The sequence below is a fragment of the Nocardia sp. 852002-20019_SCH5090214 genome (assembly GCF_001665865.1).
Classification (GTDB): domain Bacteria; phylum Actinomycetota; class Actinomycetes; order Mycobacteriales; family Mycobacteriaceae; genus Nocardia; species Nocardia nova.
In genome coordinates this window covers 1-23,946 of record NZ_LZMK01000062.1, presented here as the reverse complement: position 1 = coordinate 23,946, position 23,946 = coordinate 1, and the positions used below count along the sequence as shown (strand labels likewise).

27 protein-coding genes and 1 pseudogene are annotated in these 23,946 nt (G+C 68.4%); 18 read left to right on the top strand and 10 right to left on the bottom strand.

Annotated features, from left to right (window positions below):
- Positions 1 to 7: 7 nt before the first annotated feature.
- Positions 8 to 466, top strand: a pseudogene (locus tag A5780_RS38915) (sirohydrochlorin chelatase); the annotation flags it as partial.
- Positions 467 to 506: 40 nt separating this feature from the next.
- On the opposite strand, the gene A5780_RS06930 reads toward A5780_RS38915, so the two are convergent.
- The 6 genes from A5780_RS06930 to A5780_RS40690 form a co-directional block, all read right to left on the bottom strand.
- Positions 507 to 1,832, bottom strand: coding sequence for a sulfate adenylyltransferase subunit 1 (locus A5780_RS06930; RefSeq protein ID WP_064902702.1), 1,326 nt, complete (start codon positions 1,830 to 1,832; stop codon positions 507 to 509).
- Entirely contained in the window at positions 1,832 to 2,764 is a 933-nt protein-coding gene (gene cysD / locus A5780_RS06925; RefSeq protein WP_104364755.1) for a sulfate adenylyltransferase subunit CysD, read from the bottom strand. Before cysD ends, A5780_RS06930 begins: the two co-directional genes overlap by 1 nt.
- Entirely contained in the window at positions 2,743 to 3,459 is a 717-nt protein-coding gene (locus A5780_RS06920; RefSeq protein ID WP_064902703.1) for a phosphoadenylyl-sulfate reductase, read from the bottom strand. Before A5780_RS06920 ends, cysD begins: the two co-directional genes overlap by 22 nt.
- 13 nt (positions 3,460 to 3,472) lie before the next feature.
- Positions 3,473 to 5,251 (bottom strand): nitrite/sulfite reductase, encoded by a 1,779-nt coding sequence (locus tag A5780_RS06915; protein ID WP_030512848.1) that lies wholly within the window; start codon positions 5,249 to 5,251, stop codon positions 3,473 to 3,475.
- Positions 5,252 to 5,384: 133 nt separating this feature from the next.
- A complete protein-coding gene (locus A5780_RS42985; RefSeq protein WP_368854180.1) occupies positions 5,385 to 5,477 on the bottom strand; it encodes an Ms4527A family Cys-rich leader peptide in 93 nt (30 codons plus the stop codon).
- 173 nt (positions 5,478 to 5,650) lie between these two features.
- A complete protein-coding gene (locus tag A5780_RS40690; protein ID WP_064902704.1) occupies positions 5,651 to 5,860 on the bottom strand; it encodes a hypothetical protein in 210 nt (69 codons plus the stop codon).
- Between the two features lie 110 nt (positions 5,861 to 5,970).
- Between A5780_RS40690 and A5780_RS06905 the strand changes: the two genes are divergently transcribed.
- From A5780_RS06905 to A5780_RS06880, 6 genes are all read left to right on the top strand, one after another.
- Positions 5,971 to 6,777, top strand: a complete 807-nt coding sequence (locus A5780_RS06905) for a helix-turn-helix domain-containing protein (RefSeq protein ID WP_082940683.1) — start codon at positions 5,971 to 5,973, stop codon at positions 6,775 to 6,777.
- Positions 6,778 to 6,822: 45 nt separating this feature from the next.
- Entirely contained in the window at positions 6,823 to 8,025 is a 1,203-nt protein-coding gene (gene hemW, locus A5780_RS06900; protein WP_082976318.1) for a radical SAM family heme chaperone HemW, read from the top strand.
- Positions 8,026 to 8,139: 114 nt separating this feature from the next.
- The gene (locus tag A5780_RS06895; protein ID WP_030512852.1) at positions 8,140 to 8,349 is read left to right on the top strand and encodes a hypothetical protein; all 210 of its coding nucleotides are present in this window, start codon (positions 8,140 to 8,142) and stop codon (positions 8,347 to 8,349) included.
- 234 nt (positions 8,350 to 8,583) lie between these two features.
- Positions 8,584 to 9,615, top strand: a complete 1,032-nt coding sequence (hrcA, locus tag A5780_RS06890; protein WP_063014601.1) for a heat-inducible transcriptional repressor HrcA — start codon at positions 8,584 to 8,586, stop codon at positions 9,613 to 9,615.
- A gap of 131 nt (positions 9,616 to 9,746) precedes the next feature.
- A complete protein-coding gene (dnaJ, locus tag A5780_RS06885; protein WP_063014603.1) occupies positions 9,747 to 10,895 on the top strand; it encodes a molecular chaperone DnaJ in 1,149 nt (382 codons plus the stop codon).
- Between the two features lie 7 nt (positions 10,896 to 10,902).
- Positions 10,903 to 11,643, top strand: coding sequence for a 16S rRNA (uracil(1498)-N(3))-methyltransferase (locus A5780_RS06880; protein ID WP_064908035.1), 741 nt, complete (start codon positions 10,903 to 10,905; stop codon positions 11,641 to 11,643).
- 46 nt (positions 11,644 to 11,689) lie between these two features.
- Here the strand turns inward: A5780_RS06880 and A5780_RS06875 are convergent, their stop codons facing one another.
- The gene (locus tag A5780_RS06875) at positions 11,690 to 12,961 is read right to left on the bottom strand and encodes an MFS transporter (protein ID WP_064908037.1); all 1,272 of its coding nucleotides are present in this window, start codon (positions 12,959 to 12,961) and stop codon (positions 11,690 to 11,692) included.
- Between the two features lie 101 nt (positions 12,962 to 13,062).
- On the opposite strand from A5780_RS06875, the gene A5780_RS06870 reads away from it, so the two are divergent.
- The 8 genes from A5780_RS06870 to recO all read left to right on the top strand — a co-directional run bounded on the left by A5780_RS06870 (position 13,063) and on the right by recO (position 20,102).
- Positions 13,063 to 13,959 carry a LysR family transcriptional regulator gene (locus A5780_RS06870; protein WP_064908034.1) on the top strand — a complete coding sequence of 299 codons (897 nt, stop codon included), beginning with the start codon at positions 13,063 to 13,065 and terminating at the stop codon, positions 13,957 to 13,959.
- Positions 13,960 to 14,155: 196 nt separating this feature from the next.
- Positions 14,156 to 15,232, top strand: a complete 1,077-nt coding sequence (locus tag A5780_RS06865; protein WP_063014712.1) for a PhoH family protein — start codon at positions 14,156 to 14,158, stop codon at positions 15,230 to 15,232.
- Between the two features lie 90 nt (positions 15,233 to 15,322).
- Positions 15,323 to 15,877, top strand: coding sequence for an rRNA maturation RNase YbeY (ybeY, locus tag A5780_RS06860; protein WP_030512859.1), 555 nt, complete (start codon positions 15,323 to 15,325; stop codon positions 15,875 to 15,877).
- Positions 15,878 to 15,947: 70 nt separating this feature from the next.
- On the top strand, positions 15,948 to 17,306 hold the full coding sequence (locus A5780_RS06855) for a hemolysin family protein (RefSeq protein ID WP_064902708.1): 1,359 nt from the start codon (positions 15,948 to 15,950) through the stop codon (positions 17,304 to 17,306).
- Complete coding sequence (locus A5780_RS06850; RefSeq protein WP_063014714.1) at positions 17,293 to 17,673, top strand: hypothetical protein; 381 nt, start codon at positions 17,293 to 17,295, stop codon at positions 17,671 to 17,673. Before A5780_RS06855 ends, A5780_RS06850 begins: the two co-directional genes overlap by 14 nt.
- Positions 17,670 to 18,590: a GTPase Era gene (gene era, locus A5780_RS06845; protein WP_064902709.1), complete on the top strand. Its 921-nt coding sequence runs from the start codon at positions 17,670 to 17,672 to the stop codon at positions 18,588 to 18,590. The genes A5780_RS06850 and era overlap by 4 nt, the downstream gene beginning before the upstream one ends.
- 232 nt (positions 18,591 to 18,822) lie before the next feature.
- Positions 18,823 to 19,236 carry a hypothetical protein gene (locus A5780_RS06840; protein ID WP_146098627.1) on the top strand — a complete coding sequence of 138 codons (414 nt, stop codon included), beginning with the start codon at positions 18,823 to 18,825 and terminating at the stop codon, positions 19,234 to 19,236.
- 92 nt (positions 19,237 to 19,328) lie between these two features.
- Positions 19,329 to 20,102: a DNA repair protein RecO gene (gene recO / locus A5780_RS06835; RefSeq protein ID WP_064908033.1), complete on the top strand. Its 774-nt coding sequence runs from the start codon at positions 19,329 to 19,331 to the stop codon at positions 20,100 to 20,102.
- 9 nt (positions 20,103 to 20,111) lie between these two features.
- Here recO and A5780_RS06830 read toward each other — a convergent pair whose 3' ends face one another.
- Entirely contained in the window at positions 20,112 to 20,987 is an 876-nt protein-coding gene (locus A5780_RS06830) for an LLM class F420-dependent oxidoreductase (protein WP_030512865.1), read from the bottom strand.
- A gap of 156 nt (positions 20,988 to 21,143) precedes the next feature.
- On the opposite strand from A5780_RS06830, the gene A5780_RS06825 reads away from it, so the two are divergent.
- The 3 genes from A5780_RS06825 to A5780_RS06815 are packed head-to-tail and all read left to right on the top strand — an operon-like array spanning position 21,144 to position 23,209.
- Complete coding sequence (locus A5780_RS06825; protein WP_064908032.1) at positions 21,144 to 21,962, top strand: SAM-dependent methyltransferase; 819 nt, start codon at positions 21,144 to 21,146, stop codon at positions 21,960 to 21,962.
- A 42-nt stretch (positions 21,963 to 22,004) separates the two neighbouring features.
- Entirely contained in the window at positions 22,005 to 22,802 is a 798-nt protein-coding gene (locus tag A5780_RS06820; protein ID WP_051755092.1) for an isoprenyl transferase, read from the top strand.
- Between the two features lie 8 nt (positions 22,803 to 22,810).
- A complete protein-coding gene (locus tag A5780_RS06815; RefSeq protein ID WP_082857032.1) occupies positions 22,811 to 23,209 on the top strand; it encodes a hypothetical protein in 399 nt (132 codons plus the stop codon).
- Between the two features lie 17 nt (positions 23,210 to 23,226).
- Here A5780_RS06815 and A5780_RS06810 read toward each other — a convergent pair whose 3' ends face one another.
- A complete protein-coding gene (locus A5780_RS06810; protein WP_104364756.1) occupies positions 23,227 to 23,658 on the bottom strand; it encodes a Fur family transcriptional regulator in 432 nt (143 codons plus the stop codon).
- A partial coding sequence (locus tag A5780_RS06805) for a helix-turn-helix transcriptional regulator (protein ID WP_156769392.1) occupies positions 23,655 to 23,946 on the bottom strand: 292 nt, incomplete at its 5' end. The genes A5780_RS06805 and A5780_RS06810, both read right to left, overlap by 4 nt.

Genomic DNA, 23,946 nt, shown 5'->3' with positions numbered 1-23,946 from the left:
CGGTGGGATGTTCGTGAACGGCGAGCGGTCGCTCGCCGGTGTCACCACCGGCCGCGCCCCGGCATTGATCGCGGTCGCACACGGCAGCCGTGATCCGCGGTCCGCCGCGACGATGTCGGCCGTGGTCGCCGAGATCGCCGGACAACGTCCGGATGTCGACGTGCGCCTGGCATTCCTGGACCTGAACACCCCTTCGGTGGAACAGGTCATCGATGCCGTTGCGGCACAGGGACATACCGAGGCCGTTGTCGTCCCGTTGCTGCTGGGCAGCGCGTTTCACGCCCGGGTGGATCTGCCCGGCATGCTCGCGGCTGCCCGCCGTCGGCATCCGCTGCTGCGGATCACGCAGGCCGATGTGCTCGGAACCGACGAACGACTGGTGGCGGCGCTGCGGGACCGAGCGCTGCACGCGGGCGCCGACCGCGATCAATGCCGGGGCGCGGCCGGTGGTGACACCGGCGAGCGACCGCTCGCCGTTCACGAACATCCCACCGGCCGAACCCATCTCAGCTGCCGACCTCGACCGAGGTCAGTACGTCGCCCACCAGGCCCGCGGCCAGCGTGTTACCGCCCGCCGGGTCGATGAGCAGGAAGCTGCCCGTGTACCGGTTGACCCGATAGTCGTCGGCCGCGATCGGCTCTGCGACGCGCACCGAGATGCGGCCGATATCGTTGAGCGCCAACGACTCCGGATTCGGATCGGCGGCCAGGTTCTGCTCGTCGAACCGCTCGATCAACGCGCCGACGATGGCCTGCGTGGTCCGGGTGCCGTGCTTGAGCAGCAGGCGGGCGCCGGGCCGCAGCGGCTTGTCGCCGAGCCAGCAGACGGTGGCGTCGAACGCATCGATCGGTTCGGGCGCATCGGCCGCCGCGACGATGGTGTCGCCGCGGGAGATGTCGACATCATCGGTGAGCAGCAGGGTCACACTGCGACCGGGCTGGGCGGAGGGCAGTTCGCCGTCGGCGGTGTCGATGCGCTCGACCGTGGTCCGGATGCCGGAGGGCAGCACCACGACCTCGTCACCCTTCGACACCACGCCCGCGGCGACCTGTCCGGCATACCCGCGGTAGTCCGGGTACTCCGCGGTCCGCGGGCGGATCACGTACTGGACCGGGAAGCGCAGGCCCACCTGATGGCGGCCGGTGCTGTCGGCATCGACCGGCACCGACTCCAGATGCTCGATCAGGGAGGGGCCGTCGTAGAACGGGGTGTTCTCCGAGCGCGACGCGATGTTGTCACCGTGCAGCGCCGAGACCGGGATCTCCACGATGTCCTCGGCGGCCCAGCCGAGTTTGCTCGTGAGCTCGGTGAACTCGGCCACGATCTGCGCGAAGACCGCTTCCGCGTCGTCGACGAGATCGATCTTGTTCACCGCCAGCACCAGCTTCGGCACACCCAGCAGGGCCATCACGGCGGCGTGGCGCCGGGTCTGCTCGATGACGCCCTTGCGGGCATCGACCAGCAGGATCACCAACTGTGCCGTCGACGCGCCCGAGACGGTGTTGCGGGTGTACTGCACATGGCCCGGGGTGTCGGCGAGCACGAAGGACCGCTTCGGCGTCGCGAAGTACCGGTAGGCCACATCGATGGTGATGCCCTGTTCGCGTTCGGCGCGCAGCCCGTCGACCAGCAGCGAGAGATCGGGGGTGGCCAGGCCCTTGTCGACCGAGGCCCGGGTGACGGCGTCGATCTGGTCGGCCAGTACCGATTTCGTGTCGTAGAGCAGGCGTCCGACCAGTGTGGACTTGCCGTCGTCGACACTGCCGGCGGTGGCGAGACGGAGGAGGTCGGGCTGTGTTGTCTGCTCGTTCCGCAAGCTCCACTCGCTCATCAGAAGTAACCCTCTCGCTTGCGGTCTTCCATGGCGGCCTCGGAGACGCGGTCGTCGCCGCGGGTCGCGCCACGTTCGGTGAGTCGCGACGCGGCGACCTCGGCGAGGATGTCGTCGTTGGTCGCGGCATCGGAAAGTATTGCGCCGGTGGTGGATCCGTCACCGACGGTGCGGTACCGCACCGACTTGACGACCAGCTCCTCGTCCTCGCGCGGACCACCCCAGGAGCCCGGGGTCATCCACATGCCGTCGCGCTGGTACACGGGCCGCTCGTGCGCGTAGTAGATGGTCGCGAGTTCGACGTTCTCGCGCGCGATGTAGCGCCAGATGTCGAGTTCGGTCCAGTTGCTCAGCGGGAACACCCGCACGTGCTCACCGGGCGCGTGCCGGCCGTTGTACAGGTTCCACAGTTCCGGGCGCTGCCGCTTCGGGTCCCAGCGGCCGAAGGCGTCGCGCAGCGAGAAGATCCGCTCCTTGGCCCGCGACCGCTCCTCGTCGCGCCGCCCGCCGCCGAAGACCGCGTCGAAGCGGTTCTCGGTGATGGCGTCCAGCAGCGGCACGGTCTGCAGCGGGTTGCGGATACCGTCGGGCCGCTCGGTGAGCCGGCCGTCGGCCAGATACTCCTCGACGCTGGCGACGTGCAGCCGCAGCCCGTACTTCTCGACCACGTGGTCGCGGAAGGCCAGCACCTCGTCGAGGTTGTGGCCGGTGTCCACGTGCAGCAGCGAGAACGGCAGCGGCGCGGGCCAGAAGGCCTTGAGCGCCAGATGCAGCAGGACCGTGGAGTCCTTCCCGCCGGAGAACAGGATCACCGGACGCTCGAATTCGCCTGCCACCTCACGGAAAATGTGGATGGCTTCGCTCTCGAGGGCGGCAAGGGTATCGAATTGTGTCTCGGTCACCGTTGAAGTCATGAGGCGTGCAACCCGCATTCGGTCTTGGCGAGGCCGGCCCAGCGGCCGCTTCGCGGATCGGATCCCGGTTCCGGCTTCCGCGTGCACGGAGCGCAACCGATGGACGGATATCCCTCCTCGACAAGCGGATTGACGAGAATGCCGTGCTGGTCGATATACGCGGCCATCTCGTCGTCGGACCAGGCGGCGATCGGATTGATCTTCACCAGGCCGAAGCCCTCGTCGAAGGAGATCAGGGGGGCGTTGGCCCGGGTGGGGGCCTCCACGCGCCGGATGCCGGTCACCCACGCGTTGTAGGGGGCCAGCGAATTCTGCAGCGGCACCACCTTGCGCAGCCGGCAGCATTCACCCGCATCGCGCGCGAACAGATCCTTGCCCAGCAGTTGATCCTGTTCGGCGACAGTGTGTTCGGGCCGCACGTCGAGGATGTTCACGCCGTAGACGGTTTCGACCGCGTCCCGGGTGCCGATGGTTTCGGCGAAGTGGTAGCCGGTGTCGAGGAACAGCACCTCGACGCCGGGCCGCACCTGCGCGGCCAGTTGCACCAGCACCGCATCCTGCATATTCGAGGCGACGATGTAGCTCGAGCCGAAGGTGTCCTCGGTCCACTGCAGCAGCTCGGTGGCCGAGGCGTCCGGACCCAGCTGCGCCGCGCCGTCCTCGGCGATCCTGCGCAGCTCGGCTTCGCTCAGCTTTTCCAAAGTGGTTGCCATACTGAATCTCCCGTTACCGAAGGTCGGCCTCGTCGGCGCGGACAGCCCATTGCGCGAACCGCTCACCGTCGTTGCGGTTCTTGACGAAATTGCGGACGACACGCTCGATGTAGTCGCCGAGCTCCTCGCTGGTCACCTTGTGCTGGCGCAGCTTGCGGCCGAAGCCGCTGTCGAGCCCGAGGCTGCCACCGAGGTGAACCTGATAGCCCTCCACCTGATTCCCGTCGCCGTCGTCGACGAGCTGGCCCTTGAAACCGATATCGGCGATCTGCGAACGGCCGCAGGAGTTGGGGCAGCCGTTGATGTTGATCGTGACCGGCACGTCCAACTGGGCGTTGATATCGGCCAGGCGCTGGTCGAGTTCGGGCGCCAGGACCTGCGAACGCTTGCGCGTCTCCACGAACGAGAGTTTGCAGAACTCGATACCACTGCAGGCCAGCAGGTTTCGCCGCCAGGCCGACGGCCGGGCCTGCAGGCCCAGCGGCTCCAGTTCGGCGATCAGTTCCTCGACCTTGTCGTCGGGGACGTCGAGTACGACGACCTTCTGGTACGGAGTGAACCGGATCCGGTCCGCGCCGACCCGTTCGACGGCGTCGGCGACCTGGGTCAGGATCGTGCCCGAGACACGGCCGGCGATCGGGGAGAAGCCGATCGCGTTGAGGCCGTTGCGCAGCCGCTGCACGCCCACATGGTCGATGGGCCGGGCCGGCTTCTCGGGCGCGGGGCCGTCGATGAGCTTGCGCTGCAGGTACTTCTCCTCGAGAACTTCTCTGAATTTCTCGATGCCCCAGTCCTTGATGAGGAACTTCAACCGCGCCTTGGTCCGCAGCCGGCGGTAACCGTAGTCACGGAACAGCGAGACGACGGCTTCCCACACATCCGGCACCTCCTCCAGCGGCACCCACGCACCGACTCGCTGCGCGAGCATGGGGTTGGTGGACAGGCCGCCGCCGACCCACAGGTCGAAACCGGGGCCGTGCTCGGGATGTTCGACGCCGACGAACGCCACGTCGTTGATCTCGTGGACCACATCCTGCTGGCCGGAGATCGCCGTCTTGAACTTGCGGGGGAGGTTCGAGTACTCCTTCTTGCCGATGTAGCGCCGGGTGATCTCCTCGACCGCCCAGCTGCCGTCGACGACCTCGTCCAGCGACTCACCGGCCAGGGGGGAGCCGAGGACCACGCGCGGGCAGTCGCCGCAGGCCTCGGTGGTCTGCAATCCGACCGCCTCGATGCGCCGCCAGATCTCCGGGACGTTCTCGATCTCGATCCAGTGGTACTGCAGGTTCTCGCGGTCGGACAGATCGGCGGTGTCCCGGGCGAACTCGGTGGAGATCTGGCCGAGGGTGCGCACCTGCTCGACGTTGAGCGCGCCGCCGTCGCAGCGGATGCGCATCATGAAGTACTTGGCCTCGAGCAGGTCGATGTTCTCGTCACCGGTCCAGGTGCCGTCGTAGCCCTGCTCACGCTGGGTGTAGAGGCCCCACCAGCGGAAGCGGCCGCGCAGATCGCTCTTGTCGATCGAGTCGAATCCGCCCTTGGCGTAGATGTTCTCGATGCGCGCACGGACGTTGAGCGGATTGTCGTCCTTCTTGCTCTGCTCGTTCGCGTTCAGCGGTTCCCGGTAACCGAGGGCCCACTGGCCCTCGGACTTGCGGCGGACCGGCTTGCCGGTGCGTTCGCGCGGGCCGGAAGCCTCCGGGCGGGGCCGGGCACGACGCTCACGGGCGAGGCGTTCACGATCCGCGCGAACGGACTCGGGGCTGGGACCGGCGTCGGTACTCGACGTCATAGGGTCGCTCCTGAAGAAGATGGATCAGGCCTTGCGGCAGGCGGGAGGGGCTGGCTCGCGCCTTCGGAGTTCAGCGAATCGGACCGATGGGCATCGCGACGGATGCCGGGAACCGGGGAGAGGGGAGGCCGAGCTACCGGAGGCGATCCGGCAGACAACTGGCGCTGCAGACGCGCTTGAAGTCGACATGGCGGCGCGCCACGAGTCGTACTCCAAGTCCGGTCATGGAAGTTATTGTGCCATGTCAGGTGGGTCTTTCCGACCGGTGGGTCATATTCTCCGCAAAAAAGCGGGAAATTCCCTGGACGGCCGTCCTAATTTGTGAGATGCGTCATAGATCAAGCGGATTCGCCGATGGCGATGCCGCAGGGGCCTTCCCGCGGGACGCCGACGGGTCGGCTAGGGCACGATGACGAGCTTTCCGGTCGCCTCGTCGTTCTGCATCCGGCGGTGGGCCGCGACCACGGCGGCGATGAGCGCGTCCACCTTCGCGGGCTGCCGGGTCGTGGCCGCGGTCTCGATACCCTCGGCTGCCGCGATGGCGATCGCCGCCATGCCCACCGACGAGGTCCCGCCCCGAATCAGCAGCCGCGCCGCGCGCTGCCGCACCCCGGACAGGACGCCCGAGGCCGCCAGCGCGCCGCACGCATCGTCGTCTCACTCATGCGTTCACTGTCGTGGGCGACCGGGGCGGCCGACCACCGATAGAATGCCGATTCATGCCCGTTCGCCGCCAACCTGCCGCGACGGCTTCTACGTCGCGGCTGTGGCCGTCCGGGGGCGTTCACCAGTGGGCGCCGGGAGCGTCGAGTTCGGTCCACGCGCATGCGCGCGGGCATCTGGTGTACGCCGCCCGCGGGGTGCTCTCGGTGCACACCGAACGCGGGACGTCGATCGTGCCGGCCAGCCGAATCGGCTGGACCCCAGCCGGATTCACGCACCAGCACCGCGCCCACGGGCGAACCGACATGCGGATCGTCTTTCTCCCGGTGGCACCGGCCCGGCTGCTACCGGACCGCCCCGCGGTATTCAGGGCCACCGATCTGGCCCGCGAGGTGTTCCTCACTCTCACCGGGCCCCGCGACCACGACCGCGGTGCGCGCGCCCGGCTGCATCGCGTGCTCGTCGACGAACTGCGGGAAGCGCACGAGCAGCCGCTGCAACTGCCGCAACCCCGCGACGACCGGTTGCGAGCCCTCGCGCGGATTCTGTACGACGACCCCGGCGACAACACCGCGCTGGCCGAACTCGGGCGCAGGGTCGGCGCGGGAGCGCGAACGCTGAGCCGGCTGTTCCACGACGAGCTCGGCATGACCTTCTACGAGTGGCGCACCCAACTGCGCATCTCGCACGCGCTCGTCCTGCTCGCCGAGGGGCACGACGCGACATATGTCGCGCACGCCTGCGGGTGGGCGAATCCGAGCGGCTTCATCGCGGCGTTCGCCGACATCGTCGGCACCACTCCCGGAAAATACGCCCGTTCGCACCGAACTCGCGGGCTACCGGCGCCGGAAGCGATCGACTAGCCGGTGTGCCGCCGGTCACTGCGCCGCACCGGGCACACTGGTGGGGTGACCGCACCCGCTCCCGAACACACCACCGCCGCGCCGACGCTGCGCGATTTCGGCGGCGGGCCGTTCGGGATCTACGTGCACGTCCCGTTCTGCGCGACGCGCTGCGGCTACTGCGATTTCAACACGTATACGGCGGGCGAGCTGGGTTCCTCCGCCTCGCCGGAGTCGTGGCTCGACGCCCTGCGTGGCGAATTGGCCACCGCGGCAGCGGCTTTCGCGGAACTGCCGAGCGCGCAACCGCCGGTGTCGACGGTCTTCGTCGGCGGCGGCACCCCGTCGCTGCTGGGCGGCGACGGCCTGGCCGATGTCCTCGACGCCATCCGTGCCGAGTTCTCCCTCGCCGCCGATGCGGAGGTGACCACGGAATCGAATCCGGAGTCCACCTCCCCGCAGTTCTTCGAGCGCATCCGAACCGCCGGCTACACCCGCGTCTCCCTCGGCATGCAATCGGCCGCGAGCCACGTTCTGCGCATTCTCGACCGCACCCACACCCCCGGACGTGCCGTAGCGGCCGCCCGCGAGGCCCGGGCAGCCGGTTTCGACCACGTCAACCTCGACCTCATCTACGGCACGCCCGGTGAATCCGACGCCGACCTCGACGCCAGCCTGGACGCGGTCCTCTCCGCCGGCGTCGACCACGTCTCCGCCTACTCCCTGATCGTCGAGGACGGCACCGCCATGGCCCGCAAGGTCCGCCGCGGCGAACTCCCCGCCCCCGACGAAGACACCCTCGCCGCCCGCTACGAACGCATCGACGCCCGCCTTGCCGCCGCGGGATTCGGCTGGTACGAGGTATCCAACTGGGCCACAACGTCTTCCGCGCGCTGCCGGCACAACCTCGGCTACTGGGACGGCGGCGACTGGCTCGGCGCCGGCCCCGGCGCGCACAGCCACCTCGGCGGCGTGCGCTGGTGGAACGTGAAGCATCCGGGCCGCTACGCCGAGCGCGTCGCGGCCCGCGCCGGACTGCCCGCCGCGGGCTGGGAGGCGCTGACCGACGCGGAGCGGTACACCGAGCGCGTGATGCTCGGCGTACGCCTGCGCTCCGGACTCCCGGTCGAGGAATTGGATGCCGACGGCCGCGCGGCATGTGAGCGTGTGGTCGCCGACGGACTGGCCGTTGTCGACCGTGATCGGTTGGTGTTGACCGACCGTGGGCGTCTGCTCGCCGACGGAGTGGTCCGCGATCTGCTGGGCTGACCGGCTGTCGGTCGGTAGCGGCCCGGTGAATCGGTCTATTTCGCCCCGAATTCGGCGCTGCGGCCCGGGCGGGAGTCCGGACAGCGTAGGGTTCGAGGCAACTTGAGGAGATCCATGTCACAGGCACGCCACATCACACTTGTCCACGAGCAGAGCGAGTTCGCCGAAACGCGTGCCGCAGAGAAGGCCGAGGCCGCACGGCGCGGCGCGCTCGCCGCGCGGGCGGTGGCCAGTCATTCGACCGGAGTCGACGACTGCCAGTCGCTGCTGACGATGCTCGGATTGGATGCGGCGGCAGGCAAACTCGTCGCCGAATCGGACTGAGTTCGCGCCGCGGGCGCAAGACGGACATCTTCGCCCGCGCCTTCCGTGGCTCCACCTCCGTTCCGCTGCGCGACCGGGTCCCCGGAGCCGGCCCGGCATCACTGTGCGACCTCACACGCGGGAACTCGTGAGCACAGGAACTAAACTGGTGTCGGATCAACCGGGAATCCGCGTGGTCGATGCTGCCCGTGTGCGGCCGCGTGGACCCCGAAGGCGAACGAGGAGGTGGGGCCGATGTCGAGCACCGAGAAGCGGCGGCTGGAGGTCCTGCGCGCGATCGTCGCGGACTACATCGCGACCAAGGAGCCGATCGGGTCGAAAACGCTGGTGGACAAGCACAATCTGGGCGTCTCCAGCGCAACCGTGCGCAATGACATGGCGGTCCTCGAGGCCGAGGGATACATCACTCAGCCGCACACGAGCTCCGGTCGCATCCCGACCGACAAGGGCTATCGCCAGTTCGTGGACAACATCGCCGAGGTCAAGCCGCTGTCCAATGCCGAGCGCCGCGCGATCATGGAATTCCTGGAAAGCGGCGTCGATCTCGACGACGTCCTGCGACGCGGGGTGCGGCTGCTGGCGCAGCTGACCCGGCAGGTCGCGATGGTGCAGTACCCGACGGTCTCGGCGTCGACCGTGCGTCACCTGGAGGTCGTGGCGCTCAATCCGGCCCGGCTGCTGCTGGTCGTGATCACCGATACCGGGCGGGTCGATCAGCGGCTCGTCGATCTGGGTGCGGTGATCGACGAGGAGGATCTCGCCGCACTGCGCGGCATGCTCGGCAAGGCGATGGACGGTAAGCGTCTGTCCGCTGCCTCGAGCGCCGTCGCGGCGTTGCCGGAGAACGCCCCCGCCCGGCTACGCGACGTTCTGGTCCGGGTGTCGACCGTTCTGGTCGAAACCCTGGTGGAGCATCCGGAGGAGCGGCTGGTGCTGGGCGGCACGGCCAACCTGACCCGCAATGCCGGCGATTTCGGTTTCCCGGGTTCGCTGCGTGCCGTGCTCGAGGCGCTCGAGGAGCAGGTGGTGGTGTTGAAACTTCTGGCCGCCGCGCAGCAGCCCGGCACGGTGACGGTGCAGATCGGCGAGGAGACCCGCGTCGAGCAGATGCGCGGCACCTCGGTGGTATCCACCGGGTACGGTATGCCGGGTACCGTGCTGGGAGGTATGGGAGTGGTCGGCCCGACCCGGATGGACTACCCCGGCACGATCGCCTCGGTCGCCGCGGTCGCCCGTTATATCGGTGAGGTGCTCGCGGAACGATGAGCCCGCCCCGGTAACCGGGATCCGCGCCGGTCGGCAACCTGGTTCGCCGGTCGGCCACAGTGAACATGGCAGCATCGGCCGTGAGCAGGGATGCTGGACGACACCCATTCGGAACAGGACTAGAGACTCAAGTGGCACGGGACTACTACGGAATCCTCGGCGTCGGGCGCAACGCGTCCGACCAGGAGATCAAACGCGCCTACCGCAAGCTGGCCCGGGAACTGCACCCCGACGTCAACCCGGATCCGGACGCGCAGGAGCGGTTCCGCGAGGTATCCACCGCTTACGAGGTCCTCACCGACCCCGAGAAGCGCCGCATCGTCGATATGGGCGGCGACCCGATGGAATCGGCGGGCGCGGGCGGCGGCTTCTCCGGCGCCGGTTTCGGTGGTCTGGGCGATGTGTTCGAGGCCTTCTTCGGCGGTATGAACGCCACCAGTTCGCGCAAACCGCGCGGCCGGGTGCAGCCGGGCGCGGATTCGCTGCTGCGGACCCGGTTGTCGCTGGCCGAATGCGCGGTCGGTGTCACCAAACACCTCACCGTCGACACCGCGGTGCTCTGTGATCTGTGTCAGGGCTCGGGCACCAACGGCAATTCCAAGCCGGTGCGCTGTGAAACCTGTGGCGGCGCGGGTGAGGTGCAGACCGTGCAGCGGTCCTTCCTGGGACAGGTGATGACGTCCCGGCCGTGCCCGACCTGTCGCGGTACGGGCGAGACCATTCCCGACCCCTGCCGCAAATGCGGTGGCGACGGCCGGGTGCGTGCCCGCCGCGAGATCGCCGCGCCGATTCCGGCGGGTGTGGCCAACGGCATGCGGGTGCGGCTGGCCGCACAGGGCGAGATCGGCCCAGGCGGCGGACCGGCCGGTGATCTGTACGTCGAGATCGTGGAGCAGCCGCACGACACCTTCGTCCGCGACGGCGACGATCTGCACTGCACGATCCGGGTACCGATGGTCGATGCCGCGCTCGGCACCACGGTGGTCATCGACACCATCCTGGACGGGCCCACCGAACTGACCATTCCGCCGGGCACCCAGCCGGGTGAGGTGTCGGTGCTGCGCGCCCACGGCATGCCCAAGCTGCGTTCCAGTGCGCGCGGTGATCTGGTCGCGCACCTGGACATCGTGATCCCGACCAAACTGGACAACAAGCAGTTCGACCTGCTGCGCAAGTACCAGGCGATGCGCAACGGCGAACACACCGAGGTGCTCTCGGCCCAATCCGAACACAACAGCGGATTGTTCGCACGGTTGCGGGCCTCCTTCAGCGGTCGCTGAAAACGCCGTGGCCGCAACGGTTTTCTATCTCGACGAGATACCGCCGGTCGGCGCGGTCGCGGTGCTCGACGGTCCCGAGGGCCGGCACGCCGCGACCGTGCGCCGCATCCGGGTCGGCGAGCCGATCACGCTCTCCGACGGTGCGGGACTGCTCGCCGAATCCGAGGTCGTGGCCACCGGGCGGGATCGCCTGGATCTGAAGGTGCTCGACCGCGCGGTCGCCCCGCCCGTGTCGCCGGCGGTGACGGTCGTGCAGGCACTGCCCAAATCGGATCGTTCCGAACTCGCGGTCGAATTGATGACCGAGGCGGGCGCCGACGCGATCGTCCCGTGGCAGGCCGCCCGGTGTGTCGCGAACTGGGAAGCCAAGGCGCGCAAGGGCGTCGACAAGTGGCGTGCGGCGGCCCGGACGGCGGCCCGGCAGTCGCGGCGGGCCTACATCCCCGAGGTCGCCGATCTGCATCGCACCGCGGATGTGGCCGAGCTGGTCCGGAAAACCCTCGCGGACAACGGCATAGCGATCGCGCTGCACGAATCCGCGACGGCGCGATTCGCCGAGCTGGCGTTCCCGCAGACCGCGCCGATCGTGCTGATCGTGGGCCCCGAAGGCGGTCTGGACGACTCGGAATTGGGTGCGCTCAGCGCAGCGGGCGCCACCGTCGCGCTCCTGGGGCCGACGGTGTTGCGCACCTCCACCGCCGCGGCGGTCGCGCTCGGTGCGCTGGGGGCTTTGACTCCGCGCTGGTAGGTCCCGGATCCGGCCGGCATCCGCGCCCGACGGTGCGGCGCGGTCGTCAGGCGGGGCCAGAAGTTCCGATCTCGGACGGGCCGGCGGTGGGCCGGGACCGGAAGCTCTCGGCTCGCAACCGCAATCCGAGGCAAGCCACCAGACCCGCCGCCACGACGATCAGCACTCCCACGTACAGCGCCAATCCGGCCCACCCGTGCCAGCTGTAGGCCAGCCCGGCCAACGCGCCGACGATCGAACTGCCGACGTAATAGGCGAACAGGTACAGCGAGGACGCGGCCGCGCGATTGCCTGTCGCCGTGGCACCGACCCACGCGCTGGCCACGGCGTGCGCGCCGAAGAAGCCCGCGGTGAACAACAGCAGACCCGGCAACAGGATCGCCAGATGATCCGGAATGGTCAGCAGCAGGCCGATACTCATCGTCGCGAGAGAGATCGCCACCACCGGGAAACGGCCGAGCCGATCGGCGAACCGGCCCGCCGCGGTGGACGAGACCGTGCCCGACAGATACATCAGGAAGACCGCACCCGCGGTGGCCGCGGACAAACCGAACGGCGACTGGATGAGCCGGTAGCCCAGGAAGTTGTACACCGAGACGAATCCGCCCATCAGCAGGAAGGCCAACCCGAACAGCGGCAGCAGCGCGCGGTTGCGCAGATGCGTGGCGAGGTCGCCGAGCAGCGCGCCGACGCCGAGGGGCCGCGCGACGAAGTATCGGGAGGGTGGCAGCATCCGCACGAACCACACCGTGCACAGCGCGGCGCCCACCGCGAAAATCGCTGCGCCCCAACGCCAGGACGCCACCTCCAAGGTGAAGGCGGGAATCAGCCGGCCGGCCAGACCGCCGATGGTGGTGCCCGAGACGTAGATGCCCATCGCGGTGCCCAATCCGGCCGAACCGATCTCCTCGGCGAGATACGCCATCGCGACCGCGGGCACGCCGGCCACGGCGATGCCCTGCACGGCCCGCCCCGCCAGCATCAGGTCCAGATTCGGGCTGAAGGGCAACAGCAGACCGATGACGCTGGTCGCCACCGCGGACGCGATCATCACCCGGGTGCGGCCGTACCGCCCCGACAGCACGCTCACCGGCACGATCGCCACCGCCAGCAGACCCGTCGTCAGCGATACCGCCAGTGCGGCGTGCGCGGGCGTGGCGCCGAAGGCCGTCGACAGGCTCGGCAGCAGCGCCTGCGCGCTGTACATCGACCCGAAGGTGGTGAGGCCGGCCGCGAACAGCGCGAGGGTGATCCGCCGCTCGCGCCGCGCGTCCTCGGCCGTCCGGACGGGAGCGGTGGTCACGGTCGCGCTGGTCATGCCTCCACCGTGGCTCCACACGGCTGGAAAAGGAAATGCATAATGATCGGTAAGTTGATGCAATTGCGGCATTAGTTGAGCTGAGCGCGGGGAGCCTGCCGATGGCGAGTGACGATTTGCACTGGTTTCTGACCCTCGCCGAACTCGAACGCGTGGGTGCGGCGGCCGATCGGCTGCATCTGGCCCAGCCCACGCTGTCGCGCATGCTCGCCCGGCTGGAACAGCGACTCGGCACGCAGTTGTTCGATCGGCACGGTAAGCGGCTGACGCTCAACGAATCCGGGCGCATCTTCTACGAACACGCCCGCCGCGCCCAGGCCGAACTGGACGCCGCGAGCCGGGCGCTCGCGGATCTGGCGAATCCGGCCCGGGGGTCGGTGCGGCTGGCGTTCGTCCATTCCTTCGGCGGGCGGGTCGTGCCGGAGCTGATCGCCGGCTTCCGGCGCGTGTCGGGGCGGATCACGTTCCGGCTCGATCAGGGACCTGCCAACGTGGTGGCCGCCGAGGTGCTCGACGGTACGGCGGATCTCGGTCTGACCTCGCCCGAACCGGCGCTGCCCGGGCTGGGCTGGCGCACGCTGTTCCGGCAGCGCCTCGCCCTCGGGGTTCCGGTCGATCATCGGCTGGCGGGCCGGCGGCAGATTCGGCTGGCGGAGGCCGCGGAGGCCGAATTCATCGCCATGCCCACCGGCTACGGGATGCGCAGAATTCTCGACGAGCTCTGTGCCGCAGCGGATTTCCGGCCACGGATCGCGCTGGAGTCCAGTGATCTGGTGACCGTGTCGGGTCTCGTGGCGGCGGGACTCGGAGTGGCGCTGCTGCCGTTGGAGGAGCCCGCGGTGCGGGGGCCGCAGCCCGGGCCGGTGCTGGTTCCGCTGACGGATCCGGGTGCCGCCCGCGCGGTCGGATTGATCTGGTCGGCGGACGCGGTGCCGGGCGATGCGGTGCGCACCTTTCGCGAGTTCGCCGTCGAATGGTCGCGCGGGAGCGGGCGGTGAACGAACGGTGACGACCGCTCATCTTCCGGGTGAGCGGCCTCTGAGCTGGGGCTGGAGATCAAATAAGTGGGCGGTGTCGGTGCCGCGCGATAGACTTTGAGGAAAGGAGAGGATCCGTTCGAGACCGGAAAGCAGGCCATAGCCCCTTTTGCGAACATCAGGCGATATCGGCGACCCGACAACACCCACGACCGGCATCGGAGCCGGCGCCCCCGGCAATGGTAACGGTTCGGGTCCAGCGGCCCGGACGGTGCGGTCCAGCATCGAACTGGCCCCGGAGTCCGTATTCGGATTCCTCGGTTCCGCCGATGCGAACCTGCGTGAACTCGAAGGTCTGCTCGATGCCGACATCCACGTGCGCGGGAATTCGGTCACCCTCACCGGTAAGGCCGCCGACGTGGCGCTGGCCGAGCGGGTGGTCGAGCAGCTCGTGGCGTTGACCGCGCACAATCGCGTCGTCACCCCGGAAGCGGTCCGGCATACGGTGTCCATGCTGACCGAGGGATCCTCCGATTCCCCGGCCGAGGTGCTGAGTCTGGACATCATCGCCCGGCGCGGCAAGACCATCCGCCCGAAGACGCTGAACCAGAAGCGCTATGTCGACGCCATCGACGAGCACACGATCGTCTTCGGCATCGGCCCGGCCGGTACCGGTAAGACCTATCTGGCGGTCGCCAAGGCCGTGCAGGCGCTGCAGAGCAAGCAGGTCACCCGCATCATCCTCACCCGTCCGGCGGTGGAGGCAGGGGAGCGGCTGGGATTTCTGCCGGGCACGCTGAACGAGAAGATCGACCCGTATCTGCGTCCGCTCTACGACGCCCTGCACGACATGATGGACCCCGAGGCGATTCCGAAGCTGATGGCGTCCGGAGTGATCGAGGTCGCGCCGCTGGCGTATATGCGCGGACGCAGTCTCAACGACTCGTTCATCATCCTGGACGAGGCGCAGAACACCACGCCGGAACAGATGAAGATGTTCCTGACCCGGCTCGGTTTCGGCTCGAAGATCGTCGTCACCGGCGACGTCACCCAGGTCGACCTGCCGGGCGGCACCCGATCCGGGCTGCGGGTGGTCAGCGACATCCTCACCGATATCGACGACATCCATTTCGCGGAGCTCACCTCCAGCGACGTGGTACGCCACCGGCTGGTCTCGGACATCGTCGACGCCTACGACCGCTACGAGTCCGACGCCCGGCCGCAGGTGGCGCGGCACTACCCGGGCGGCAACCGAGCCCAGCGCCGCGCGGCGGACAAGGCGGCTCGCCGCTGAGCCATCGGAGCGGCTCGCCGCTGAGTCGCCCGAGCGGCTCGCCGCTGGTGTGGTGGTGAGGCCATGCGCGGCCCCCATTAGGCTGGCAGGGTGAGTATCGAGATCGCCAACGAGTCGGGCATCGACGTATCGGAACCGGATCTGGTCAGCGTCGCGCGGTTCGCGATCGAGCGGATGGACGTGCATCCGGCGGCCGAATTGTCGATGGTGCTCGTCGATCTCGACACCATGGCCGACCTGCACATGCGGTGGATGGACCTGCCGGGTCCCACCGACGTGATGTCGTTCCCGATGGACGAACTCGAACCCGGTGGCCGTCCCGACGGCGCCGAACCGGGCCCCTCGATGCTCGGCGACATCGTGCTCTGCCCGGAATTCGCCGCCGCCCAGGCCGGTAAGGCCGGCCATTCCCTCGACCACGAACTGGCGCTGCTCACCGTCCACGGGGTGCTGCATCTGCTCGGCTACGACCACGCCGAGCCGGAAGAGGAGAAGGTGATGTTCGGCCTGCAGAACCGCCTGCTCGCCGAATGGTACGAAAGCCTGCGCGAGGCCGCCCGCCGCGCCGAACTGGCCGAACGCGACCGCCGCCTGCTGGGGAAGACCGGTTTCACAGCCCCGGGCGACCCCTTGGACCCCGCATGAGCGGTCGGGGCCGGAGGCGGCAGCGCAGCGTCACCACGCAGGCCCGAGCTCATGCGGCCGAGGGCAGAGCGTGAACTGGCTGATCCCACTGTTGCTGGCGATTCTGCTGGTGCCGGTCGGCGGTGTCTTCGCGGCGATCGATTCCGCGTTGATGACCGTTTCGCCGGCGCGGGTCGACGATCTGGTCCGCGCCGACCGTCCGGGCGCCCGCCGGCTGGCCCGGATCACGATCGACCGGCCGCGCTATGTGAACCTCATGGTGTTGCTGCGGCTGACCTGTGAGATCGCGGCGACGGTCCTGCTGGCCGCCGCGCTGAGCGAGGTGCTCAGCTGGGGGTGGGCGCTGGCCGTGACCGCGGTGATCATGGTCGTGGTCGACTATGTCGTCATCGGTGTCGGCCCGCGCACCCTGGGCCGCCAGCACGCGTATTCGATCTCGCTGGCGGCCGCGCTGCCGCTGCAGGCGATCGGGGCGCTGCTCGGACCGGTGAGCCGGTTGCTGATCATGATCGGTAACGCCATCACCCCCGGTCGCGGATTTCGCAACGGCCCCTTCGCTTCCGAAGTGGAACTGCGTGAAATCGTCGATATGGCGCAGCAGAGCGGTGTGGTCGACTCCGAGGAACGCCGCATGATCCAGTCGGTGTTCGAACTCGGCGACACCGCGGCCCGCGCGGTGATGGTGCCGCGCACCGAGATGGTGTGGATCGAGGCGGACAAGGCGGTGGCGCAGGCGATGTCGCTGGCCGTGCGGTCCGGGCACTCGCGCATTCCCGTGATCGGTGAGAACGTCGACGACATCCTCGGCGTGGTCTATCTGAAAGATCTTGTGCCGTATGCGGATCGGGGCCGCAGCGTGCAGGTGCGGGCGGTGATGCGGCCGGCCGTGTTCGTGCCCGATTCGAAACCGCTCGACGCCTTGCTCGACGAGATGCAGCGTCGCCGTAACCATATGGCGCTGCTGGTCGACGAATACGGCGGAATCGCCGGGCTGGTCACCATCGAGGATGTGCTCGAGGAGATCGTCGGTGAGATCGCCGACGAATACGACACCGACGAGATCGCGCCGGTGGAGGAGTTGGGCGAGGGCGTCTACCGCGTCTCCACCCGGCTGCCGGTCGAGGATCTGGGCGAGCTGTTCGGCCTGGAGATCGAGGAGGAGGACGTCGACACCGTCGGCGGCCTGCTGGCGCACACGCTGGGCCGGGTGCCGCTGCCGGGATCGGAGGTCGTCGTGCACGGGCTGCTGCTGCAGGGGGAGGGCGGCGCCGATACCCGCGGCCGGGTGCGGGTGCACACCGTCGTCGCGCGCCGCGCGGAGGAACCGGACGAAATGTCGGGCGCGCTCGCGGATGCTGTGCGCGGCGACCGTCAGGGGCGGGAAGAGACGTCGAGATACGAGAACGGAGATGGCGATGACCGAGGGTGAAACCGCCGATGTGAACACCGCCGATTTGAACGCCGAGGACGGCAAACTGCTGGTGCTGGCGCGCGGCGCGATGGGACGCACCGGCGGGGTGGCGGGCGCGGCGATCCGCGATACCGACGGCCGCACCTACGCCGCGGGCACGGTGGAGCTGAACGCGCTGTCGCTGTCCGCGCTGCAGGCGGCGGTCGCGGCCGCGATCTCCAGCGGTGCGGAGGGGTTCGAGGCGGCGGTGCTGGTCGGTGGTCAGGATTCCGATCCAGGCGTGGCCGCGGTGCGTGAGGTGAGCGCGTCGGCGGTCGTCATCGTCACCGATCGCAAGGGCGCCGGCTACCGCACCGTCGCCGCCGGAACCGAGTCGGCGCGATGAGCGTCCAGCAGCCCGGCGAGGGCGAATTCCGTTCCGGCTTCGTGTGTTTCGTGGGCCGGCCCAACACCGGCAAATCCACGCTCACCAACGCCGTGGTCGGCCAGAAGATCGCGATCACGTCTTCGCGGCCGCAGACCACCCGCCACACCATCCGCGGCATCGTCCACCGCGACCACGCCCAGCTGATCCTGGTCGACACTCCCGGACTGCACCGGCCGCGCACCCTGCTGGGGCAGCGCCTCAATGATCTGGTGCGCGACACCTACTCCGAGGTCGACGTGATCGCGCTGTGCATTCCGGCCGACGAGAAGATCGGCCCGGGTGACCGCTGGATCGTCCAGCAGGTCAAGCAGATGGCGCCGAAGACGACGCTGCTCGGCGTGGTCACCAAGATCGACAAGGTCGACAAGCCGCAGGTCGCCGAGCAACTGCTCGCGGTCTCGCAACTGCTGGGCCCCGAGGCCGAGGTGGTTCCGGTGTCGGCGGCCAAGGGTGAGCAGGTCGAACTGCTCGTCGATGTGATCGCCTCCAAGATGCCGGAGGGCCCGGCGTTCTACCCCGACGGGGAGCTGACCGACGAGCCCGAGGAAACCCTGATGGCCGAACTCATTCGCGAGGCGGCGCTGGAGGGTGTGCGCGACGAACTGCCGCATTCGCTGGCGGTGGTGATCGAGGAGATCATGCCGCGCGAGGAACACGAGGACATGCTCGACGTGCATGCCCTGCTGTACGTGGAGCGGCCGAGTCAGAAGGCGATCATCATCGGCAAGCGCGGCGCCCGGCTCAAAGAGGTCGGCACCGCGGCGCGCAAGCAGATCGAGCACATTCTGGGCACCCGGATCTATCTGCATCTGCACGTGAAGGTCGCCAAGGACTGGCAGCGCGACCCCAAACAGCTGCGCAAGCTGGGATTCTGATCGTCGTTCCCACGAGGGATCGGTCCGACCGGTGCGGCTCCGATCGATGACGTCATCATCTGTGATCTCCATCTCGGGGGCGCGCGCGAAACCCGGCGCGAAGCTGTTCACCCGTCCATATCGGAGTCCCAGGTCGGCCGTAGTCGAATTGTGATGTGCGTTTCCGGTATTTCCGCAGGAGCGCGCGAACTGTGTGCGCACGCACATTGTGAGACGGGCCTACGATCCTGGCGTGAAGTGGATGTCCCGGGCGTTCGGCTCGAAAGAGCTGCCGCCGCAAGTGCGTTCGGATCTGGAATCGGAAGGGATCGTCGTATTCGGCCCGGTGAGTGGATCGCTGGCCAGACGCAATTATCGGACACCACTGCACTACGGTTCTTCCAGTTGGGAGAATATCGTCGGCGGGACCATCGGGATGAGCAGAAAACGCCTGGTCATCTGGGGGAATCGGGAGGCGTTGGTCGACGTCTGGCTGGGCCATCCCGCCGTCACCATGGAACTGCAGGGGTCCGAACGCATGCTCGTCGAGGCCGACCGGGGCGCGATCGATCCGATTCGCACCGGCTGGACCACGTTGCTGCTGCGCACGATTCACGCCCCGCGCATCGCGCAGCTGTACGCGGAGGGGCTGCCGCGCAGCGTGTGAGTCGCGGGTGTGACGTCGGAAAGCGTCGCGCGATCGGCGGCCGAGTGGCGTGGGGGCGCGGGCACGTCGGAGCGGCGTGGGAGACTGTCAGCGTGTTGTTGTATCGGGACCAGGCGATTGTGCTGCGCCAGCACAAACTGGGTGAGGCCGATCGCATCGTCACTCTGCTCACCCGTCAGCACGGGCTGGTCCGGGCGGTGGCGAAGGGTGTGCGCCGCACCCGGTCGAAGTTCGGCGCCCGGCTGGAACCGTTCGCCTATATCGACGTGCAGCTGTATCCCGGACGCGACCTCGACACCGTGACACAGGTGCATACCGTGGAGGCGTTCGCCGCCGATATCGTCGCCGACTACGGTCGCTACACCACCGCCTGCGCGGTGCTGGAAACCGCCGAACGCCTCGCCGGCGAGGAGCGCGCCCCCGCCCCCCGCCTGCACACTCTGACCGCCGGCGCCCTGCGCGCGATCGCCGCCGGCCGGCGCCCGCACGAACTGATCCTCGACGCATTCCTGTTGCGCGCCATGGGTTTCGCGGGCTGGGCGCCCGCCCTCGACGAATGTGCCCGGTGCGCGACCCCCGGCCCGCACCGCGCCTTCCATGTGGCCGCCGGGGGAGCGGTCTGCGTCCACTGCCGCCCGCCCGGCTCGGCCACGCCCTCGGTCGGAGTCCTGGAATTGATGAGTGCGCTCAATCGCGGGGACTGGACCGGACTCGACGCGGTCGCCGAGTCCGTCCGCCGCCAGGCCAGCGGGCTCACCGCCGCCCATTTGCAGTGGCATCTGGAACGGCAGCTGCGGACCTTGCCGTTGATCGAGCGCTCTCGTCCGCACGAGGCGGCGGAGCCGCCGGCCTCACGGGTGGGATAACCCGGCCGCCTACCCGAGGTCGGCCAGCTGCGGGACCGCCGGCGCCATGCCCTCGATCCATGCCGCGGGCGAGCTCGTGGTCGGGGTGATCAGCACCGCGTCGATGCCCAATTTCGCGTAATCGGCCATGCTGCGGACGAATTCGTCGCGAACGTCCGGATTCGGGCGCGGATTGTTGGCCATGATCGTGGTGCGGATGGTGTCGAAATCGCGGCCGACATCGTCGCAGTGGCGGCGCAGCACGTCCAGCTTGTGGGCGACATCCTCCGGCGACGTGCCGAACAGATTGCAGGCGTCGCCGTACTGTGCGACCAATCGCAGCGTCTTCTTCTCGCCGCCGCCACCGATCAGCACGTTCGGGCGATGGATCGGCTGCGGTGAGCACAGCGTCTCGGCCAGCTGGTAGTACTTGCCCTCGAACGGCCCGTTGTTGTCCGGATCCCACATCTGCGCGCAGATCCGCAGCGTCTCCTCCAGCCGCTCGAACCGTTCGGCCAGCGGCGGGAACTCGACGCCGAGCCCGCGATGCTCCCGCTCGAACCAGGCGGCGCCGATACCCAGCGTGGCCCGGCCGCCCGACAGCACGTCGAGGGTGGTGACGATCTTGGCGAGCAGACCCGGATGCCGATAGGTCACGCCGGTGACCAGCAGCCCGAGGTCGATCGAGCTGGTATGTGCCGCAAGGTATCCCAGCGTGGTGTATCCCTCCAGCATGTTCGCCTCGGCCGGTAGGCCGGTCGGCTCGATCTGGAAGTAGTGATCCATGAACGACAACCAGGTGGCGCCCGCCGCCTCCGCGGCCTGCCCCACTCGCGCCAGCTCACCCGCGATCGCGGGGGTGCCGCCGTCGATATCGAAGATAGGAATGTGAAACCCGAGCTCCATGGAGTTCTCCTCGTCAGTGACTGACTTCCCGGAGAGAACGCTATGCCCTGGAGCGCACTCCAGGTCAAGAGGTTTCCCGGAATGCGGGCCCTACGTGCGGCTCGGACGAGGTAACTTCACTCGAAGGTCCCACCCAACCTTACGGAGAAAGCTTCGATGTCTCACGAACTGGTCGAGTTCGATACGGAGAAGGCGCATTCGGCGCGGATGTACGACTACTACCTCGGCGGCAAGGACAACTATCCGGCCGATCGCGAGGCCGCGTCGAAGGTGATGGAGGTATTTCCCGAGACCGCGCAGGCGGCGCGCGCCAATCGCGAATTCGTCCATCGGGCAGCGCGTTTCGCGGCGCGCAACGGCGTGCGGCAATTCCTCGACATCGGTACCGGAATTCCGACCGAACCGAATCTGCACAACGCCGTGCAGGCGGTCGACCCGCACTGTCGCGTGGTGTACGTCGACCACGACCCCCTGGTGCTGGCGCATGCCCGCGCGCTGATGATCGGCTCGGAGGAGGGGCGCACCGAATACATTCCCTCCGATGTGCGCGATCCGGACGTGATCCTCGGCTCCGAGGCGTTCCGCGCGGTGATCGATCTGTCCCGGCCGGTGGCGCTCAACCTGGCCGCCATCATGCATTTCGTCACCGACGAGGAGGGCGCCTACGACATCGTGCGCACCTATATGGACGCGTTCGCGCCCGGGTCGTACCTCAGCATCACCCACGCCTCCAGCGATGTGAATCCGGAACGGCTCGCGAAGGTGGCGGCGGTCTACGCCCAGGCCGGAATGAAGGTCGCCCTGCGCAACAAGGCCGAGGTCACCCGCTTCTTCGACGGACTGGAGATCGTCGAGCCCGGCGTGGTTCCGATGCACCGCTGGCAGCCGAATCCGGACTTCTACATCCCGGAGGAGCGGCTCGCGTGGGCCGACGAGGCGTTCGGCATCTGGGCCGCGGTCGGCGTCAAGCGCTGATTTCCCACGGCCCCGGTCACGTGCGATGCGCGGTGATGCAGGATAGGTGGCGTGATCGGTAACCGCTCCCAGACCACCCGCACGATTCGTCCGCCGTCACCGCACCCGTCGGGCGCCACTCCGCCCGCGCTGCCGCCGGAGTTCGTGCCCAGGCATGTGGCGCTGGTGATGGACGGCAACGGCCGGTGGGCGCAGGATCGCGGGCTGCCGCGCACCGCCGGGCACGAGCGCGGCGAGGCGGTGCTGATGGACACCGTCGAGGGGTGTATCGAGATCGGCGTGAAATGGCTTTCCGCCTATGCCTTTTCGACCGAGAACTGGCGGCGCAGCCCGGACGAGGTCAAGTTCCTGATGGGCTTCAACCGCGACGTGATCCGGCGCCGCCGCGACGAGATGCACGAAATGGGGGTGCGGGTGCGCTGGGCGGGCCGCCGCCCGCGCCTGTGGCGCAGCGTGATCAAGGAGTTGGAGATCGCCGAGGAGCTCACCAAGGACAACACCGTGATGACGCTGACCATGTGCGTCAACTACGGCGGCCGCGCCGAAATCGCCGACGCGGCACGGGAAATCGCGCGGAAGGTCGCGGCCGGACAGCTGGATCCGGAGAAGATCACCGAATCGACCTTCGCGAAGTATCTCGACGAACCGGATATGCCGGATGTGGATCTGTTCCTGCGGCCATCCGGTGAGCTGCGCAGCTCGAACTTTCTGATCTGGCAGTCCGCCTATGCGGAATTCGTCTTCCAGCACACCCTGTTCCCCGACTTCGACCGCCGCGACCTGTGGGAGGCCTGTGTGGAGTACGCCAAGCGCGATCGCCGGTTCGGTGGCGTGAAGTGAGCAACGATCTGACCGTCGCCCGGGAATTGCAGGCCCAAGCCGCCGCCTGCCTGCGGAAATGCGATGTCGCCGTGCGGGAGGAGGACGGCGGCGCCCTCGGGTTCGAATTCGAGGGCGCGCTGTGCTCGCTGCGCGGCGTCACACTGGCGCCCGGCCTGGACGTTCTCACGCTGACCTGCGTCCTCGCCTGGGATCGTCCCTTGAAGCCGCAACTGCACAAGCGGGTAGCCGATCGCAACAACGCGCTGCAGTTCGGCTCGCTGACCATCATCGCCCACGAAAAACTGGCCGACGTGCTGCTGCGCTACACCTTCCCCGCGGCGGGCCTCGACGACGACGCGCTGGCGACGATGCTGCTGCTGGTCCTCTCCGGCGCGGGCCGCGCCCGCCAGGGTCTGGTGCCCTGACCGGCGGGGCGACCGGATCAGCGCCCGATGTGGGCGCAGTCGCGGCAGGTGCCGAACACCTCCATGGTGTGGCTGATGTCGGTGAAGCCGTGCTCGCCCGCGATGGCCGCGGCCCAGGCCTCCACGGTGGGACCCTCCACCTCGACGGTGCGTCCGCACTGGCGGCAGACCAGGTGGTGATGGTGGCCCTTGGAGCACTGCCGGTACACGGATTCGCCTGTGTCCGTGCGCAATACGTCGACCTTGCCGGCGTCGGCGAGCGACTGCAGGGTGCGATACACGGTGGTCAGGCCGATGCCCTCACCGCGGCGGCGTAGTTCGTCGTGCAGCTCCTGGGCCGAACGGAATTCCTCGATATCGCCCAGCAGGGCGGTGATCGCACTGCGCTGGCGGGTGCTGCGAATTCCGACAGTCTTCTCGGCGGTGCCCGTCTTCTCCGGCACGGTCATCCTTCCTCGGCGTGTGCGACGGCGTCGACGACGATGCGTGCCAGATGGTCGTCGACCAGTTCGTAGATCACCTCACGGCCGGTGCGTTCACCGCGCACCACGCCCGCGGACTTCAGAATGCGCAGATGCTGGCTGACCAGGGGCTGTGTGACGCCCAGCGTGTCGACCAGCTCGTGCACACAGCGGGGCGATTCCCGCAGTTGCAGCACGATCGCGATCCGCACCGGCGCGGCCAGCGCGCGCACGGCAGATCGCCAGTGGTGCATCCGGGAGGACACCGGATATGTA

Excerpts from the sequence above, each read along its gene's own strand:
- A5780_RS06930 (WP_064902702.1), bottom strand. The coding sequence starts at position 1,832 with ATGAGCGAGTGGAGCTTGCGGAACGAGCAGACAACACAGCCCGACCTC.
- cysD (WP_104364755.1), bottom strand. The coding sequence starts at position 2,764 with ATGCGGGTTGCACGCCTCATGACTTCAACGGTGACCGAGACACAATTC.
- A5780_RS06920 (WP_064902703.1), bottom strand. The coding sequence starts at position 3,459 with ATGGCAACCACTTTGGAAAAGCTGAGCGAAGCCGAGCTGCGCAGGATC.
- A5780_RS06915 (WP_030512848.1), bottom strand. The coding sequence starts at position 5,251 with ATGACGTCGAGTACCGACGCCGGTCCCAGCCCCGAGTCCGTTCGCGCG.
- A5780_RS42985 (WP_368854180.1), bottom strand. The coding sequence starts at position 5,477 with ATGACCGGACTTGGAGTACGACTCGTGGCGCGCCGCCATGTCGACTTC.
- A5780_RS06905 (WP_082940683.1), top strand. The coding sequence starts at position 5,971 with ATGCCCGTTCGCCGCCAACCTGCCGCGACGGCTTCTACGTCGCGGCTG.
- A5780_RS06895 (WP_030512852.1), top strand. The coding sequence starts at position 8,140 with ATGTCACAGGCACGCCACATCACACTTGTCCACGAGCAGAGCGAGTTC.
- hrcA (WP_063014601.1), top strand. The coding sequence starts at position 8,584 with ATGTCGAGCACCGAGAAGCGGCGGCTGGAGGTCCTGCGCGCGATCGTC.
- A5780_RS06875 (WP_064908037.1), bottom strand. The coding sequence starts at position 12,961 with ATGACCAGCGCGACCGTGACCACCGCTCCCGTCCGGACGGCCGAGGAC.
- A5780_RS06870 (WP_064908034.1), top strand. The coding sequence starts at position 13,063 with ATGGCGAGTGACGATTTGCACTGGTTTCTGACCCTCGCCGAACTCGAA.
- A5780_RS06850 (WP_063014714.1), top strand. The coding sequence starts at position 17,293 with ATGACCGAGGGTGAAACCGCCGATGTGAACACCGCCGATTTGAACGCC.
- era (WP_064902709.1), top strand. The coding sequence starts at position 17,670 with ATGAGCGTCCAGCAGCCCGGCGAGGGCGAATTCCGTTCCGGCTTCGTG.
- A5780_RS06830 (WP_030512865.1), bottom strand. The coding sequence starts at position 20,987 with ATGGAGCTCGGGTTTCACATTCCTATCTTCGATATCGACGGCGGCACC.
- A5780_RS06825 (WP_064908032.1), top strand. The coding sequence starts at position 21,144 with ATGTCTCACGAACTGGTCGAGTTCGATACGGAGAAGGCGCATTCGGCG.
- A5780_RS06810 (WP_104364756.1), bottom strand. The coding sequence starts at position 23,658 with ATGACCGTGCCGGAGAAGACGGGCACCGCCGAGAAGACTGTCGGAATT.